This window comes from Streptomyces sp. PsTaAH-137 (assembly GCF_003259365.1).
In the GTDB taxonomy this organism is placed as follows: domain Bacteria; phylum Actinomycetota; class Actinomycetes; order Streptomycetales; family Streptomycetaceae; genus Streptomyces.
This window is the reverse complement of the sequence record NZ_QLLY01000007.1, coordinates 332,355-347,631: the sequence shown is the minus strand read 5'-3', so window position 1 is coordinate 347,631 and position 15,277 is coordinate 332,355. Positions and strand designations below refer to the sequence as shown.

General features: G+C 73.7%; 15 protein-coding genes and 1 pseudogene. 6 read left to right on the top strand and 10 right to left on the bottom strand.

The features are described from left to right. Window positions 1-70 precede the first annotated feature (70 nt). Window positions 71-526 (top strand): MarR family winged helix-turn-helix transcriptional regulator, encoded by a 456-nt coding sequence (locus K377_RS18575; RefSeq protein WP_111664500.1) that lies wholly within the window; start codon window positions 71-73, stop codon window positions 524-526. Further along, window positions 523-1,923: an MFS transporter gene (locus K377_RS18570; protein ID WP_111664499.1), complete on the top strand. Its 1,401-nt coding sequence runs from the start codon at window positions 523-525 to the stop codon at window positions 1,921-1,923. Before K377_RS18575 ends, K377_RS18570 begins: the two co-directional genes overlap by 4 nt. Window positions 1,924-1,941: 18 nt before the next feature. On the opposite strand, the gene K377_RS18565 is transcribed toward K377_RS18570, so the two are convergent. Continuing rightward, window positions 1,942-2,358 carry a nuclear transport factor 2 family protein gene (locus tag K377_RS18565; protein ID WP_111664498.1) on the bottom strand — a complete coding sequence of 139 codons (417 nt, stop codon included), beginning with the start codon at window positions 2,356-2,358 and terminating at the stop codon, window positions 1,942-1,944. Between the two features lie 267 nt (window positions 2,359-2,625). Here K377_RS18565 and K377_RS18560 point away from each other — a divergent pair, with 267 nt between their 5' ends. Then, on the top strand, window positions 2,626-3,423 hold the full coding sequence (locus K377_RS18560; protein WP_111664497.1) for a putative protein N(5)-glutamine methyltransferase: 798 nt from the start codon (window positions 2,626-2,628) through the stop codon (window positions 3,421-3,423). Between the two features lie 96 nt (window positions 3,424-3,519). On the opposite strand, the gene K377_RS18555 is transcribed toward K377_RS18560, so the two are convergent. The 3 genes from K377_RS18555 to K377_RS18545 are packed head-to-tail and all read right to left on the bottom strand — an operon-like array spanning window position 3,520 to window position 6,087. Next, complete coding sequence (locus K377_RS18555; RefSeq protein ID WP_111664496.1) at window positions 3,520-4,167, bottom strand: DUF4230 domain-containing protein; 648 nt, start codon at window positions 4,165-4,167, stop codon at window positions 3,520-3,522. A gap of 50 nt (window positions 4,168-4,217) precedes the next feature. Next, complete coding sequence (locus tag K377_RS18550) at window positions 4,218-5,177, bottom strand: SDR family NAD(P)-dependent oxidoreductase (protein WP_111664495.1); 960 nt, start codon at window positions 5,175-5,177, stop codon at window positions 4,218-4,220. 22 nt (window positions 5,178-5,199) lie between these two features. Then, window positions 5,200-6,087 (bottom strand): SDR family NAD(P)-dependent oxidoreductase, encoded by an 888-nt coding sequence (locus tag K377_RS18545; RefSeq protein ID WP_111664494.1) that lies wholly within the window; start codon window positions 6,085-6,087, stop codon window positions 5,200-5,202. A gap of 70 nt (window positions 6,088-6,157) precedes the next feature. On the opposite strand from K377_RS18545, the gene K377_RS18540 reads away from it, so the two are divergent. Then, window positions 6,158-7,093, top strand: a complete 936-nt coding sequence (locus K377_RS18540) for a LysR family transcriptional regulator (protein WP_111664493.1) — start codon at window positions 6,158-6,160, stop codon at window positions 7,091-7,093. A 403-nt stretch (window positions 7,094-7,496) separates the two neighbouring features. Here K377_RS18540 and otr(A) read toward each other — a convergent pair whose 3' ends face one another. From otr(A) to K377_RS18525, 3 genes are all read right to left on the bottom strand, one after another. Next, complete coding sequence (gene otr(A) / locus K377_RS18535; protein WP_111664492.1) at window positions 7,497-9,386, bottom strand: tetracycline resistance ribosomal protection protein Otr(A); 1,890 nt, start codon at window positions 9,384-9,386, stop codon at window positions 7,497-7,499. 132 nt (window positions 9,387-9,518) lie between these two features. After that, a complete protein-coding gene (locus tag K377_RS18530; RefSeq protein ID WP_111664491.1) occupies window positions 9,519-9,953 on the bottom strand; it encodes a protein-tyrosine phosphatase family protein in 435 nt (144 codons plus the stop codon). Then, entirely contained in the window at window positions 9,950-10,573 is a 624-nt protein-coding gene (locus K377_RS18525; protein ID WP_111664490.1) for a TetR/AcrR family transcriptional regulator, read from the bottom strand. The genes K377_RS18530 and K377_RS18525 overlap by 4 nt, the downstream gene beginning before the upstream one ends. A 112-nt stretch (window positions 10,574-10,685) precedes the next feature. On the opposite strand from K377_RS18525, the pseudogene K377_RS18520 reads away from it, so the two are divergent. After that, window positions 10,686-11,534, top strand: a pseudogene (locus K377_RS18520) (DMT family transporter); the annotation flags it as partial. A 171-nt stretch (window positions 11,535-11,705) separates the two neighbouring features. Here K377_RS18520 and K377_RS18515 read toward each other — a convergent pair. Both K377_RS18515 and K377_RS18510 read right to left on the bottom strand, forming a co-directional pair. Next, a complete protein-coding gene (locus tag K377_RS18515; RefSeq protein ID WP_111664489.1) occupies window positions 11,706-12,857 on the bottom strand; it encodes a dihydrofolate reductase family protein in 1,152 nt (383 codons plus the stop codon). A gap of 37 nt (window positions 12,858-12,894) precedes the next feature. Next, complete coding sequence (locus K377_RS18510) at window positions 12,895-13,866, bottom strand: glutathione S-transferase family protein (RefSeq protein WP_111664488.1); 972 nt, start codon at window positions 13,864-13,866, stop codon at window positions 12,895-12,897. A 193-nt stretch (window positions 13,867-14,059) separates the two neighbouring features. On the opposite strand from K377_RS18510, the gene K377_RS18505 reads away from it, so the two are divergent. Further along, window positions 14,060-14,584 carry an SRPBCC family protein gene (locus K377_RS18505; protein ID WP_111664487.1) on the top strand — a complete coding sequence of 175 codons (525 nt, stop codon included), beginning with the start codon at window positions 14,060-14,062 and terminating at the stop codon, window positions 14,582-14,584. On the opposite strand, the gene K377_RS18500 is transcribed toward K377_RS18505, so the two are convergent. Continuing rightward, on the bottom strand, window positions 14,524-15,159 hold the full coding sequence (locus K377_RS18500; RefSeq protein WP_111664587.1) for a PAS domain-containing protein: 636 nt from the start codon (window positions 15,157-15,159) through the stop codon (window positions 14,524-14,526). The two genes, K377_RS18505 and K377_RS18500, sit on opposite strands and share 61 nt — an antisense overlap. Between the last annotated feature and the right edge of the window lie 118 nt (window positions 15,160-15,277).

Sequence of the window (15,277 nt, the reverse complement as noted above, 5' to 3'; positions counted from 1 at the left end):
GAGGGCCTGCCCGGCCTGAGGTGGTAAGGAAAACTTGCAAGGCTTCCTGTCTATCTCCTACGGTGGAGGCATGTCAGGAACGCAGGGATCCGCAGCCCCCGAGCCGCACGGCGAGCGCGTCGCCGCCGACCTCGCCACCGTCGTCGGCCGGCTCTCCCGCAGGCTGCGCACCGCGTCGCCGGACAGCCTGCTCACCCCGACCCAGCGCACCGTGCTCGCCCGCCTCGACACGGAGGGCCCGGCCACCACGGCGGCGCTCGCCCGCTCCGAGTACGTGAAACCGCAGTCGATGCGACTCACCCTGGGCGCCCTGGAGGAGCGCGGCTTCGTCGCCCGCACCCCGGACCCGAACGACGGGCGGCAGTCCGTCGTCTCCATCACCGACGACGGCCGCGCCACCCTCGTCGCCGTCCGCGCGGCCAAGCACAGCTGGCTCGCCCAGGCCATCGACGCCGAGTTCGACCCCGCCGAGCGCCGTCTCGTCGCCGAGGCGACCGTGCTGCTCGGACGGCTGGTGGAGCGGTGAGCGGGGACATAGCGGAGACGGTCACCACCGCACCCGCCCCCACGGGCGGAGGCTTCCGCGCCCGCCTCACCGCACCGCTCCTGCTGGGCTCGGTCCTCAACCCGCTCAACACCACGATGATCTCCACCGGCCTGGTGGCGATCGGGCACCACTTCGGCGTGGGCGCCGCCGACACCGCCTGGCTCATCTCCGTGCTCTACCTCGCCAGCGCCGTCGCCCAGCCCGTGCTCGGCAAGCTCGCCGACGCGCTCGGCCCGCGCCGGGTGTTCCTCGTCGGCCTCGTCGTGGTCTGCGCCTCGGGCCTCGTCGGCATGTTCGCCTCCGCCTTCGGCTGGCTCGTCGTCTCCCGGCTGCTGCTCGGCATCGGTACCTCGGCCGCGTACCCCGCGGCGATGGCCGTCCTGCGCGACGAGGGCCGCCGGGTCGGCCGCCGCCCGCCGCGGCCCGTCATGGCCCGGCTCTCCTTCGCGGCGCTCGGCAGCGCCGCCGTCGGCCCCACACTCGGCGGACTGCTCGTCACGGTCGTCGGCTGGCGCGGCATCTTCGCCGTGAACGTGCCGGTGTCCGTGATCGCGTTCTGCTGCGCCGTGCTGTGGATCCCCGCCGATCCGCCGCGCGGCACGTCCGGCGAACCGGCCCCCAGGCTCGCCCTCGACCCGCTCGGCATCGGCCTGTTCTCCACGGCCCTGACCGTCCTGGTCTTCTTCCTCCTCGACCTGTCCCACCCCCTGTGGTGGCTGCTCGCCCCGTTCGCCGTGCTCACCGCCGCCCTGCTGTGGTGGCAACTGCGCTGCCGGACGCCCTTCATCGACGTACGGATGCTCGCCGGGAACGGTCCCCTCGCCCGCACCTACCTCCGGCACGGCCTGAGCTATCTGCTCATCTACTGCGTCATGTACGGCTTCACCCAGTGGCTGGAGGAGGGCCGCGGCTACTCCTCCGGGCACACCGGGCTGCTGATGCTGCCCATGTCACTGGCCGCGCTGTCCTGCTCCCTGATCGGCGCCCGCACCAAGGGCATCCGCGCCCCGCTGATCGTCGCGAGCGCGCTGCTGACCGGGGGAGCGGCCCTGCTCGCCTTCGTCTCCGGCTCCACACCGCTGGCCGTGCTGCTCCTCGCGGGCGCCTGCTTCGGCATCCCGCAGGGCCTCATCGGCACCAGCAACCAGGCGGCGGTCCAGGAGTACGCGCCCGCCGCCGACATCGGCGCCGCCGCGGGGCTCCAGCGCACCGCCCAGTACATCGGCGCCATCACCGCGTCGAGCCTGATCGCCCTCGCCTACGGGCAGCGCGCCGACGACGCGGGACTGCACCTGATGGCGACGGTCTCCGCCGTCCTCGGCGTCCTGCTCGTCGCCCTGACCGTGACGGACCGGGCCCTGCGCAGGCAGCGCTGAGTCCCTTCGGCCTCTTCGTCACCCGGTGAAGAACAGATCGCCCGCGGGCTCCTGATGTCCGTCCGCCTGATGCCAGTAGTCGCGTGTCTCCACCGCGAGGCCGTCCGCCCGGAACCGTACGAACACACACCCGGCCAGCGTCGTGGGCCTGCCGTCCTCCTCGGCCAGCACCCGGAACTCGGCCACCGCCACCGGCCCGGGACCCACCACCGGCGCCGCGAACCGCACGTCCACCGGCCGCTCCTGCGCGAACGACCACCGCAGATACGCGGCCAGCGCGTCCCGCCCGCGATGCGGCTCCCGGAACGGCATCGACCGGTGCACGCAGTCCGGCGCGTACAGGGCGAGCAGCGCCTCCACGTCGTGCTGCGCCCAGCCGTCCTGCCACACGTCGACGAACCGCCGCGCGGCGACCTCGGCGCTCTCGCTGTCCATACGCTGCTCCCGGTGTCGCTCCCGCCGTCCCGTCGCGCGCCACAGTAGCGGGGAAGCGGAGGGATCAGTCCGGTGCCGGGTGCGGTGCGGTAGTGTGACCGGGCCCCACAGCGCCACGAGGGAACGAGGAGGTGAGCCCGATCTTCGCTGTACCAGGTCAGGAGCTCCCTGCTCGCGCCGCGCGCCACGACCGCTCGCGCTGAGCCGTCGCGCGACCGCGCGACGGCCGGGAGCCCCGTCGGCGTCCCGAGAGGTCACACCACACCCATGTCGCTGTCCCCGTCACCCGTACCGCCCCCGCCCGCCTTCCTCGTCTCGGCGCTGCGCGCCGCCGGCTGTGTCTTCGCCGAGGACGAGGCCCGGGTCCTGCACGCCTCCGCCCGCGACCCCGCCGAACTGGCCGCGATGGTCGAGCGGCGGACCGCGGGTCTTCCGCTGGAGCACGTCGTCGGCTGGGCCGAGTTCTGCGGGCTGCGGATCGCCGTCGACCCCGGGGTCTTCGTGCCGCGCCGCCGCACCGAGTTCCTGGCCCGCCAGGCCCTTGCCCGCACGCGGCCCGGCGCCACCGTCGTCGACCTGTGCTGCGGCACCGGCGCCGTCGCCGCCGTCCTCGCCGCACGCGCCCCGGGACGGCTGCACGCCGCCGACCTGGACCCGGCCGCCGTGGCGTGCGCCCGCCGCAACCTCGCCCCGCTGGGCGGCGAGGTGCACGAGGGCGACCTGTACGACCCGCTGCCCGCGGATCTCGCGGGCCGCGTCGACATCCTCATCGCCAACGGCCCCTACGTCCCCACCGGCGACCTGCCGCTGCTCCCGTCCGAGGCCCGCGACCACGAGCGGCAGCTCGCCCTCGACGGCGGCAAGGACGGCCTCGACGTGCTGCGCCGGGTGGCGGAGCAGGCGCCGCGCTGGCTCGCGCCGGGCGGCCGGCTCTTCGTGGAGACCAGTGAGCGGCAGGCCGACACCGCGCTGGCGGCGGTACGCGCCGCGGGCCTCGCGGCCCGCCTGGTCGAGGACGACGACCTGTACGCCACGGTCGTCGTCGGCACCCGTACGGCACGCTGACGGGCTCCGCGCACAGGAGTGGTCCCGGTGTCCGGAGTACTCCGGACACCGGGACCACGGTGGGAAGGCGGGGACTTCACGTCCCGGCCCGAGCGGTCAGGTCCCGTAGGTGACCTTCACCTTCTCGAACCCCAGTGAGTGCAGCAGCCCCTCCAGCATGTCGGTGGTGTTGCCCTCGGCGCGCCCCGTGAGTCCGCTGTCCTTCGCGGCGTCCCCGATGTGGCGGGCGGCCAGCTTGCGCACCGCCTGCTCGTCGTTGGGGTTGTCCGAGAACAGATCGCCGAGCCGGTCGAGGAGCCCGCGCTGCTTCGACACCGCGTAGGAGCGGTCCGTGTCCAGGGCGGGCTTGCCGAGCTTCGCGTGCGGCAGATGCAGCGTCGCCGACGTGCGGTCCTTGTTCACCTGGACGTCTCCGGGGTCCACCTTTCCGAGATCGACGTACGCGTCGACGGTTCCCGCCCCGATGTACAGGGTCCGGGTCCCGCGGATCGCGTCCGGCAGGTACTTCGTGTCCTTCTCCAGATCGACGACGACCTGGAAGTTCCCCGATGCGGCGTCGTAACGGCTCATGTCACGCACCGACTTGAGCAGCGCGGGGCCCGACCGGTCGTGGGTCTCCGTGCCGAAGAAACCGTCGAGACGGTTCATCAGGCGCAGCCCGGTGGCGACCAGCGCCACCACGACGACGACCACGACGGCGATCTTCGCCCACGGGGGGAGCGCAGCAACAGCCCTGGGCTTCATGTGGGAAACCTCCTTACCCATGGAGCCCGAGTTCCCGCGCCGTGCTCAGATCACGCCTGCCGCGATGCCGCCGTGCCCAAGTCGTTTCCCTGCCGGAGCAGTTCGTCCGAGAGGTCCCAAAGGCGGCGCGCCCCCTTCGGGTCGACGGCGTAGCGGGCCACGTCGTTCAGTGTGCCGGTCCTGCGGTCGACGACCTCCGCCTCCTGGCAGTCGGCGAAGTACCGTCCGCCGACGCCCTCCAGGAGCGGTGAGACGGCGAGGAGTACTGATGTCGCGGCGCCCTGTTCCACGGTCTTGATCCGTTCGGCGGGGATCCGGCCGCTGCCCCGGCCGTCGGTGTGGCGCTGGAGATTCGTGTAAATGGCCCCCGGCATCAGCGCGTTGGCGGTGATGTTGTCGTCGGCCCAGCGGCGGCTCGCCTCCACCGCGAAGAGCGCGTTGGCCGTCTTCGACTGACCGTAGGCGAGCCAGGGGTCGTAGCGGCGGAAGGCGAAGTGCGGGTCGTCCCACACGATCGGCGACAGCTGGTGCCCCGAGGAACTGACCGCCACTACACGGGCGTTGCCGTCGGCGGCCAGCGCCCGGTGCAGTCCGGTGGCGAGGGCGAAGTGCCCCAGGTGGTTGGTGGCGAACTGCCATTCCCAGCCCTGCTCGGTGTACCGCTCCGGGCAGGCCATGACGCCGGCGTTGTTCACGAGGAGGTGCAGCGGTCCCTGCCAGGCGTCGGTGAACGCCGTGATCGAGGCGGGGTCCGTGAGGTCGAGCGGTGCCGCGCGCACCGCTCGGTTGCCGGTCGCGGCGGTGATCTCCCCGGCGACGCGGTCGCCCGCCGCCGTGTCGCGCACCGCGAGCGTGACCTCGGCGCCGGTCGCGGCCAGGGCGCGGGCCGTCTCCGCGCCGAGCCCCGACGAGGCGCCGGTGACGACGGCGCGGCGGCCGGTCAGATCGATCCCGTCCGACACCTCGGCCGCGGTGCTGGCGAATCCGAACGGGGTGGTGAGGGTGTTCATGTGCGTACTCCTGCGGATGCGGTCAGGGGGTGAGCAGATGGTCCTGCTCCGTCGACGGGGTGCCGGAGTGCCAGTCCAACGCCGTGCCGAACCGGACCAGTTCGCCGTAGTGGGCGGGATCGACCCGCTCGGAGAGGAGCAGGCTCAGCACGGCCTCGGCCGCCCGCGCGGGCGACTGGGCGTGGCTGAAGTCCTCGAACCACGGGCGTGAGGTGGCGGTGTCGACCATGCCGGGGCACACGGCGGCGATCAGGGTGCCGGCGGCCAGGTCCCCGTCGCGGCGCTCGGCGGCGACCGCGCGCACGGCCGCCACCTGGGCCACCTTCGACGGCACGTTCAGCCACAGCGGCCAGCCGTCCTCCGCCGCCGTCCCCTGGTGGACGGCGCTGCGCCAGGACTCGACGGCGTACTCGACCTGGTCGAGGTCCGCGCCGTCGAAGAGGTGGTGCAGGCGCTTCGGCAGATGCCCGAGGGTGCCCAGGCTGCTGGCCACCACGAGGAGACGGCCGCCGGGGCGCAGGACGGGCCCGAAGGAGCGCAGGACCGCGTGGGTGGCCGTGTTGGAGACGTCGATGTACTCGTCGGCCCGCTCGGCCTGCGACTCACCGGGCAGCAGCCGGGCCACCGCGTTCGACACGACGATGTCGACCCCGCCGTGCCGGACCCGCAGCTCCTCCGCGAGCCGGGCGACGGCGTCGGTGTCGGTGACGTCCAGGACCTCACCGCTCACGCGGGCCCGGGTCGCGGGCGCCGCGGCGACCTCCCGCGCGGCGTCCGCCACCCGCTGCCGGTCGCGGCCGGTGAGCAGCACCAGATCGTCGGGGTTCAGACCGGCGGCGAGTCCTTCGGCGAGGGCCCGGCCGAGACCTTGGTTGGCGCCCGTGACGAGGGCGATTCGAGAAGCGGTCATGGCTCCACGCTAGAAAGCCTGCCTCCATGAGTCCAACGAAAGTTCGGCACTCGTGGTATGCGTAAACGTCATGGACTTCACCGATGTGTCGCTGACCGCGCTGCGCGTGCTGCGTGCCGTGGCGGAGCAGGGCACCTTCACGGCAGCCGCCGCCTCCCTCGGCTACACCCAGTCGGCGGTCTCCCGGCAGATCGCCGCCATCGAGCGCGCGGCGGGCGCGGAACTTCTGGAGCGGCGCCGTGACGGCGTCCGGCTCACCGACGCGGGCCGCATCGTCATGCGCCGCGCCACGACCGTCCTCGACGAGATCGACGCCACCGCGCGCGAGTTGTCCGGGCTGCCGGAGCAGGGCGGGACGGTCCGTCTGGGATGGGTGCCGAGCGCGGGCGCCGTCCTCGTGCCCCGGGCCCTCGCCGAACTGCGCCGCACCGACCCCGGACTGCGGGTTGTAGGGCGCGAGGGCGGCACCCCCGCCCTGGCCCGCGCCCTGCGCGCCGGCAGCATCGACCTTGCCCTCCTCGCCTCCGGCCCGCCGTTCCGCGCACCGGACACCGAGTCGCCCCCGCTCGCCCTGCGGACGCTGACCGAACGCGCCCTGTGCCTCGCCGTGCCCGCCACCCACCCGCTGGCCAGGGGCGCGTACGTGGACGTGGCCGATCTGCGCGGACAGCGGTGGATCGCCGGTTCGTCCTCGGGGGAGGACCGGCTGATGGGGGTGTGGCCGGGCCTGGACGAACGGCCCGAGATCGTCCTCACCGCCCGCGACTGGCTGGCCAAGCTGCACCTCGTCGCCGCGGGCTGCGGCCTGACCACGGTCCCGGCCACGCTGGCCGCCGTGGCGCCGCCCGGGGTCCGCATCCTGCCCGTGCGCGGCGGCCCCCAGGAACAGCGCCGCCTCCTCCTGGCCCGGCTCCCGCACGCAGCGGCCCCGGCCGTGACCCGCGTCGCGGCCGCCCTGCACACCGAAGCACTCGCCGTCGCCACGGCGTCCCCGACGCCGCCATAGCCGTCAAGCGCGCCACCGTCGTGGCTGGTCGCGCAGTTCCCCGCGCCCCTGAGGCTTGCGCTGACGCGCAGCTTCCCCTCAAGGCTGCGCTCACCGCGGGAAGCCGCATCCCAGGGTCGCGGGGAACTACGCGAGGCAGGGCCACCGGCCGTCAGGTAGCGACGAGACCTTGGCAGGGTTGAGGGGCGCGGGGAACTGCGCGAGAAGCGGCCACCGGCCGTCAGATGGCGACGAGCCCTTGGCGGGGCAGACGCGGGTCTTTGAGGGGCGCGGGGAACTGCGCGAGAAGCGGCCACCGGCCGTCAGATGGCGACGAGCCCTCCGCGAGGCAGACGCGGATCTTCCAGGGGCGCGGGGAACTGCGCCACCAGCCCCCACCGAACCGGCCCCCGGCCACGAAGCGTCACACAGCCCCCCGCACGGGCCGATCCCCCGACACCCGAGACCACCACACCCCCTCCCCGCGCGTGAGCCCCGCCAGAGCCACCTCGATCTCCCGCACCGCACGCGCCGTCAGCTCCCCGGTGATCAGCCACGACGTGTCGCCGCCCGAGGTCCGCCCGAACTCGGCCCCCAGGGAGGCAAGACGCGCGCTCACCGGGGCGAGCGAGTCCAGGGGAACCTCGGCCTCGAAGGTGTGCACGGGCTCGAAGACCCGGGTGCGGGCCCGCTCCAGGGCCCGCCGCAGCACGAGCGCCGTCACCGTGCGGAAGTCACCCGCCACGCTGACCGGCGAGTCGAACCCCGATCGGATCAGGGTGACATGACAGTCCGTCACCGGCCAGCCGTGCAGCCCGCCCGCGACGAGCGCGCCCAGCACCGTGTCCTCGACGGCCTGGTGGAACGCCCGCGGCAGGGCGCCCAGCTCGGTCTCGTACGAGAAGACCCGGCCGGAACCGGGCGGCCCGGGCGCGACCCGCAGGCCGACGGTCGCGGGCAGCCCGGTCGTACTGCGGTGCCCCATCTCCTCGACGTCCTCGCCGATGCCCACCGGACGCTCCACGCACCGGATCCGGCTCGGCTCGAACACCGCCTCGATGCCGAACTCCTCAGCCAGCGTGGCCCCCAGAACCTCCTTCTGCACCTCCCCGTACAGCAGCAGCCCCGTGGCTCCGGCGGCGGCCGGACGGGCGTGGATCAGCGGATCCTGGTCGGCGAGGTCGAGCAGGGCCGCGCGCAGCGCCGCACCCTGCCCGGGCCGCACGGCCCGGGCCACGGTCTCCAGCGTGGGCGGCGCGAACCGGGTGCGGCCGTCGTCCGTACGGCCGAGCCGGTCGCCGACCCGGATGCCCGCGACGCCCCGTACCTCGGCGATCCGGCCGGGCCCCGCGACCTCGCCCTCCGCCCCGACGACCCGCAGCCCGGTGAGGCGCGCCGGTACCGACTGGGTGCCGCCGTCGGCGTCCCGGCGCAGGAACGTCACCTTCTGCCGCGCCCGCAGCTCACCGTCGTACACCCGCAGGGATCCGACCCGTTCACCGGCGGGCCCGCGCCGCACCGCGAAGACGGTCGCGGCGGGCGGCGCCGACGCGTCCGCCCCGCCCGCCGGGGGCAGGAACTCGACGATCGTGTCGACGAGTTGCCGCACCCCCTGGCCGCCGAGCGCGGACCCGTACAGGACGGGATGCGCCCGGCCCTCGGCCGTCCGGGCGGCCAGCGCCCGCCGCAGCGTGCCGGAGGTCGGCGGCGGTCCGTCGACCAGCGCGGCGAGAACCGTGTCGTCCACCTCCGCGAGGGTCCGGGCCGCCGCGTCGTCCAGGCCCCGGGCGATGACCTCGGCCTGCGGGGTGCCCGCGCGGCGGACCCGGGACACCGGGACCACGTACGGGGTGAGCCTGCGGCGGATGTCGTCGAGCAGCGGGCCGGTGCGCGCGCCCGCCCGGTCGACCTTGTTGACGAACACGAGCGTGGGCAGCCCGAGCCGCCGCAGCGTCTTGAGCAGCACACGCGTCTGCGCCTGCACGCCCTCCACCGCGGAGATCAGCAGGACGGCCCCGTCGAGCACGTCGAGGGCCCGCTCCACCTCGGCGATGAAGTCGCTGTGGCCCGGGGTGTCGATGAGATTGATCTGGGTGTCGCCGACGGTGAACGCGGCGACGGCCGAGCGGATCGTGATGCCGCGCCGCCGCTCGATGGCGCCGGTGTCGGTGCGGGTGTCACCGGCGTCGACGCTGCCGAGACGGGCGATGGCCCCGGTGTCGAACAGGAGCCGCTCGGTGAGGCTGGTCTTACCGGCGTCGACGTGGGCGAGAATGCCGATGTTCAGGGTGGTGCGAAACTGCGGGGTCTGCATGGAAGGTCGAGTCCTCGAGAATCGTCCGGCGTGGGCGCTGAACTGCTTCGAGGAATCGGCGCATTCCGTTCTCCTGCTCCGTGAGGGCTGTGACCCGGCTATGGTGCGCAGCGGGTCAGGGAGCGGCGCAACTCATTTTCCCGGCGGCGCGAACCGGCGCACGTACCGCTTCTGCCACGGGGTCTCCACCGCGTGCGGGCCGTAGTGGCGGCGCACGTACGCCACCGCGTCGGCCGCGGGGACGCCGTCGAGCACCGCGAGGCACGCGAGCGCCGTCCCGGTCCTGCCGCGCCCGCCCGCGCACGCCACCTCCACCCGTTCGTCCGCGCTGCGCCGCCACACGTCGGCCAGTACCTCGCGGGCCCGCCGCCGGTCCGCGGGCAGCCGGAAGTCCGGCCAGCGCAGCCAGGTGAACTCCCAGTCGAAGGGCGGGGGTTGCTGCCCCAGCAGATAGAGGCCGTACGAGGGGTGCGGGCCGGGCGGCAGCGGCGCGCGCAGCCCACGCCCCCGTACCAGCCGCCCCGACGGCAGCCGCAGGACGCCCGGCGCGTCCGGGTCCCAGGTCACCGTGCTTCCTGTGCGGCCGAGAGCAGGAACGCCGCCAGCCTGCGGGCCCGCCCGAACGCGTCGGGGAACACGTCGAGACCGTCCGAGACGAGGGCGCCCTCGTGCAGCAGCATCAGCGAACGCCCCAACTCCCGTGCCGCGTCGGGCGACACCTCGTGCGCGAGGCCGGTGAACAGCTCCAGCATCCACTGCTTCTGTCCGGTGATGACGGCGTACGCGGGGTGGGCCGGATCGCTGATCTCGGCGTGCGCGTTGACCATGCTGCAGCCCTTGCCGCTGTGCGCGGCCATCCACTCCTGCGAGGCGTCGAACACCGCCAGCACCCGCTCTGTGGGCGTGAGGGTCGCCGGATCGTGGTGCGCGGCCAGGAAGGCGCGCCAGCGGGCGTCCCGGGTGGCCAGGTAGTCGACGACGATTCTCTCCTTGGAGCCGAACCGGTCGTAGAGCGTCTTCTTCGTGACCCCCGCCTCGGCGGCGATCAGATCCACGCCCACGGCGTGGATCCCGCGCTCGTAGAACAGCCGTGAGGCGGTCTCCAGGACCCGCCGTGCGGCGGGTGTGAGATCGGGCCGGTCCGGGTCGACGGCGGGGGTGACGTGCGGGGCGGAAGAGGCAGCCATACCGCAAGACTATACCGATCTGTATAGTGGCGGTCGTGGCCGCAGAGTAAACAGATCTGTCTACTCGCGCTTCCTGTTCCGACCGCTGTCGTCCCGAGGTGGTGTTCCCACCATGAACGTGCTGCTGTCCATCGGCTTCGTCCTCACCTGGAGCTCCGGTTTCATCGGGGCCAAGCTCGGCGCCGCGGAGGCGAGCGCCGTGACCACGCTCATGTGGCGGTTCCTGCCACTGGCGCTCGTGCTCGCCGCCGTCGTGGGGCGCCGGGCCGCCCGCGAGCTGACGGTGCGCGGCCTCGCGCGGCAGATCGCCGTCGGCGCCCTCTCGCAGAGCGGCTATCTCCTGACCGTCTACTACGCCATCCAGCTCGGCGTCTCCAGCGGAACCACCGCTCTCATCGACGGCACCCAGCCCCTGGTCGCGGGCGCCCTCGCCGGGCCGCTGCTGCGCCAGTACGTCACCGCGCGCCAGTGGGCCGGGCTCTGCCTCGGTCTGGCCGGTGTCCTGGTCGTCACCACGGCCGACGCGACCGCCGTGACGGGCGTGCCCCCGTGGGCGTACGGGATCCCCTTCCTCGGCATGATGTCGCTGGTCGCGGCCACCTTCGTGGAGAGCCGCTCGACCACCCGCGTGGAGCCGATGGTCGGACTCGGCGTGCACTGCGCGACGAGCGCCGTCGTCTTCACGCTCCTCGCCGTGGTGACCGGACAGGCGACGCCGCCCGCCGCGCCGTCCTTCTGGCTCTCCCTCGCCTGGCTCGTCGGCCTGTCCACCTTCGGCGGCTACGGCCTGTACTGGGTCGTGCTGCGCCGCGACGGCCTCACCCGCGTGAACACGCTGATGTTCCTGATGGCGCCGGTGACCGCCGTGTGGGGCGCCCTGATGTTCGGCGAGCCCTTCGGGGTGCGGACCGCGCTGGGCCTGGCCCTCGGGCTCGCCGCTGTCGTCGTCGTACGGCTAGGGCCCGTCTCCCAGATCCCTCCTGCCCCGCGACGCCTGGCACGCGCTCTCGCCGCACCGGGCACAAGGCCGAGTACGTCCAGTACGAGGCCGTGCACCCGGCGCGCCGAGAGCACGCACCAGCCGCCGCAGGACCCGCCCTCCGGGCGGACGGAGGGATCTGAGAGACAGGCCCTAGGAGAGCGGCGGCGTGACCAGGTGGCGGTTGGGGAGGATCGCCGCCTCGGCGAACTCCGGGAGCTCGGCGACGACGACACCCGCCTGCGCCAGGACGCCGATCCCGTCGGCGCCCGGTACGAAGGTGTCCGGCTCGCGCCAGGCCGTCACGACGCGCCGCACCCCCGCGTCGACGATCAGCCGCGCGCACGGCTTCGGCCGTGAGGCGCGGCGGGCGCACGGCTCCAGGCTGCTGTAGACGGTGGCCGTCGCCAGACGCGGGTCGTCGACGGGAAGTTTGGCGAGCGCGGCCTCCTCGGCGTGCACGACCGGGTCGCCGCCCTCCCGGGAGTGCCCCCGCGCCAGCTCCGTGCCGTCGGCCGCGACCACCACCGCGCCCACGCTGAACGCCGTCTCCGAGGGCGGGCAGTCGGCGGCCAGGTCGCAGGCGAGCCGCAGCCAGTGCCGGTCCGCCGCCGTGGGCTTGTCCGTGGTCCCGGGCACCGTCGGCGCGTACCGCGTGACGATCACGTCGCCGACCCGCTCCGTGTCCAGGACCCGCATCCGGCTGCGCGGCCCGCCCGGATAGGCGCCGGGACCGAACAAGCGCGGCGCGTCCGGCTCGCCGACCACCAACGGGGCGACGGCGAGCCGCAGTTCGTCCGCGAGGCCCTCCTGGAGCAACTGGGTGTGCACCCGCGCCCCGCCCTCGACCATCAGCCGCCGCACACCACGCCCGCCCAGATCGTCCAGGAGCGCCGCCCAGCCGACAGCCGCCCCGAGCCCCACCACGTGCGCCGCGTCGCCGAGCCGGGCGCGGGCGACGGCGGCGCCCCGGTCCGTGGAGTAGACGAGGCGCTCGCCGCCCGTCGTCCAGAACGGATCGCCGGGATCGAGCTCCCCGGACCCGCTGACCGTCACCTTCAGCGGATACGCGGGCCGCCCGCCGGCGACCCGCTCGGCGCGCCGCGCCGCGGAGTTGACCAGCAGCCGGGGCCGGTCGGCCCGCAGGGTGCCCGCGCCGACCAGGATCGCGTCGCTCTCCGCGCGGATCGCGTCGACCCGGTCGAAGTCCTCCGCACCGGAGAGGAGCAGCCGCCCCTCCCCGGTGTCGTCGAGGCACCCGTCGAGCGACACGGCGGCGGACAACAGCACATGAGGGCGGGGCATGGCGACTCCGTGACCAGGAGGAACGAACACCCCGACCCTACCGAGGAGCCGGCGGCGTCCCGTCACCGAAGGGCCGGCCGCCGAGCCGCTCCCGCCCGTGCGGGGCCGACCAGCCCGACGGGTCGGGGCCGAGCGGCACGATCCCGGTCGGGTTGATCCCGGTGTGCACCTGGTAGTAGTGCCGCTTGATGTGGTCGAAGTCGACCGTGTCGCCGAAGCCCGGCGTCTGGAACAGATCCCGCGCGTAGGCCCACAGCACCGGGTCCTCCGTCAGCTTGTTGCGATTGCACTTGAAGTGACCGTGATAGACGGCGTCGAACCGCACCAGCGTCGTGAACAGCCGGACGTCGGCCTCCGTGATCGTGTCCCCGACCAGATACCGCTGCCCGGCCAGCCGCCGCGACACGAGGTCGAGCCGGCCGAACACATCGCCGTACGCGGCCTCGTACTCGCTCTGCTTCGTCGCGAACCCGGCGCGGTACACGCCGTTGTTGACGTCCTGGTAGATCCCCTCCATGACGTCGTCGATCTCGTCGCGCAGCGGCTCCGGGTACAGATCGGGGGCGCCGGGGCGGTGCAGCGCCGTCCACTCGGTCGCCAGATCGAGGGTGAGCTGCTGGTAGTCGTTGGTCACGAGCTTGCCGGACGGTACGTCGACGATCGCCGGCACGCTGACCCCGCCCGGATAGCCCGTCTCGCGGGCGTCGTAGGCCTCACTGAGGTAGCGGATGCCGAGCACCGGGTCGCGGCCGTCCGGGTCGAGCGTGAACCGCCAGCTGCGGTCGTCCTGGATCGGGTCGGTGACCGCGAGCGGCAGGGCGTCCTCCAGGCCGAGCAGCCGCCGCACCACGAGCGCCCGGCTCGCCCAGGGGCAGGCCAGGCTGACGACGAGCCGGTACCGGCCGGCCTCCACCGGCCAGCCGTCCCGGCCGTCGGCCGTGATCCGGTCGGCGAAGTGACTGCGGGAGCGCTTGAAGCCCTTCTTGCCGAGCGAGGCGTTGCCGTCCATGAGACATCTCCCTGAAAAACCGGATACGGACGTCCACGAGCCTGCCCGGGAAACGCGGGACGTACCACCGCTACCGCGGGAGGCGGCGCTTCGTGTGCGGTGAGAGGCTGGAATCGACTCACGGGACGCCCGAGAACCCTCCCTGTCCCCGAGGTCACTCCAGATCGCTTCGGACCGCGGAAGGTGCGCGCGCATGACGATCCTGACCGGCGACTACCTGACCCTGGACGACGGCCGCCCCGCCGTCCGCCTCACCCGCACCTACCGGCGCCCGGTCGAACAGGTCTGGAGCTACGCGAGCGACCCCGCCGAACTGGCCCGCTGGTTCCCCTCGGCGTTCGAGGTGGACGAACTGCGCCCCGGAGCCACGATCCGCTTCTTCGACGACCCCCACATGCCGGAGTCCACCGGCACCGTCCTCACCGCCGACGCCCCGCACCACCTCGCCTACACCTGGGGCGGCGACGAACTCCGGCTCGACGTCGCACCGCTCGGCGACGGCAGCACCCGGCTCACCCTGACGAACGTCCTCGAGAGCGCCGATACCGCGGCCCGCAACGCCGCGGGCTGGGAGGTCTGCCTGCACGCCCTCGACGCGGCCGACCGGGGCGAGGCGGAGGCGTCGTCAGGGCCCGCCTGGAAAGAGCTGTACGACGCCTACGTCCTGGCGGAGTTCCCCTCGGGCGCGCCGGTCCCCGGCCTGGACGACGCCGGCTGAGGCGGCCACACCCCGGGCACCAGAACCCCCGACGCATAGGCGCGGGCCACCAGTTCCGTACGGTTCGCCGCGCCCCAGCGGCTGGACAGCCGCCGCAGGTGGTACGTGACGCCGTCCGTCGTCAGGCCCGTCTCGCGCGCTGCCTGCGCGGTCGTCGCGCCCGCCGCGAGCAGCGCCAGGATCCGCTTCTCGTTCGGGTGCAGCGCGTCGGTCGACGGCTCGTCCCGGTCCGCCGCCGGGGCGGGAGCGGTACGCAGCATCACCAGCAGATCGGGCAGCGCGTTCGGCGCGTCGCTCACCGGGTCGACGATCAGCTCGCCGTGCCGCCGCGCGTCGTGCGTGTCCCGCCAGGTCACCGACACCGTGTAACGGGAACGGCGGCGCAGCTTCAGGGCCTCGGCGATCCGCTCCACCTGCGCCGCGTCCAGCGGCGGGAACAGATCCAGCATGTCCCGGCCCTTCAGCCGGCCCGGCGTGGTGCCCCACTCGGCGGCCAGCGCCGCGTTCGCCAGCCGCACGGTGCCGTACGGATCGCACACCGCGACCGGCATCGGGATCCGGTCGAACAGCACCATCGCGCGATTGCGCCACACCACCGCGTCCACGGACCCTCACCTCCCGCCGGGCATGTCACGGACCGGCGTCCGGCACAACCCCGGCGCGCCGCCGGTCACTACACAATCATGTAGTGGA

Bases quoted from the DNA above. Each gene is read 5' to 3' on its own strand.
- K377_RS18505 (WP_111664487.1), top strand. From the start codon at position 14,060: ATGACGATCCTGACCGGCGACTACCTGACCCTGGACGACGGCCGCCCC.
- K377_RS18510 (WP_111664488.1), bottom strand. From the start codon at position 13,866: ATGGACGGCAACGCCTCGCTCGGCAAGAAGGGCTTCAAGCGCTCCCGC.
- K377_RS18550 (WP_111664495.1), bottom strand. From the start codon at position 5,177: ATGAACACCCTCACCACCCCGTTCGGATTCGCCAGCACCGCGGCCGAG.
- K377_RS18515 (WP_111664489.1), bottom strand. From the start codon at position 12,857: ATGCCCCGCCCTCATGTGCTGTTGTCCGCCGCCGTGTCGCTCGACGGG.
- K377_RS18575 (WP_111664500.1), top strand. From the start codon at position 71: ATGTCAGGAACGCAGGGATCCGCAGCCCCCGAGCCGCACGGCGAGCGC.
- K377_RS18525 (WP_111664490.1), bottom strand. From the start codon at position 10,573: ATGGCTGCCTCTTCCGCCCCGCACGTCACCCCCGCCGTCGACCCGGAC.
- K377_RS18500 (WP_111664587.1), bottom strand. From the start codon at position 15,159: ATGGTGCTGTTCGACCGGATCCCGATGCCGGTCGCGGTGTGCGATCCG.
- K377_RS18560 (WP_111664497.1), top strand. From the start codon at position 2,626: ATGTCGCTGTCCCCGTCACCCGTACCGCCCCCGCCCGCCTTCCTCGTC.
- K377_RS18555 (WP_111664496.1), bottom strand. From the start codon at position 4,167: ATGAAGCCCAGGGCTGTTGCTGCGCTCCCCCCGTGGGCGAAGATCGCC.
- K377_RS18540 (WP_111664493.1), top strand. From the start codon at position 6,158: ATGGACTTCACCGATGTGTCGCTGACCGCGCTGCGCGTGCTGCGTGCC.
- K377_RS18545 (WP_111664494.1), bottom strand. From the start codon at position 6,087: ATGACCGCTTCTCGAATCGCCCTCGTCACGGGCGCCAACCAAGGTCTC.
- K377_RS18565 (WP_111664498.1), bottom strand. From the start codon at position 2,358: ATGGACAGCGAGAGCGCCGAGGTCGCCGCGCGGCGGTTCGTCGACGTG.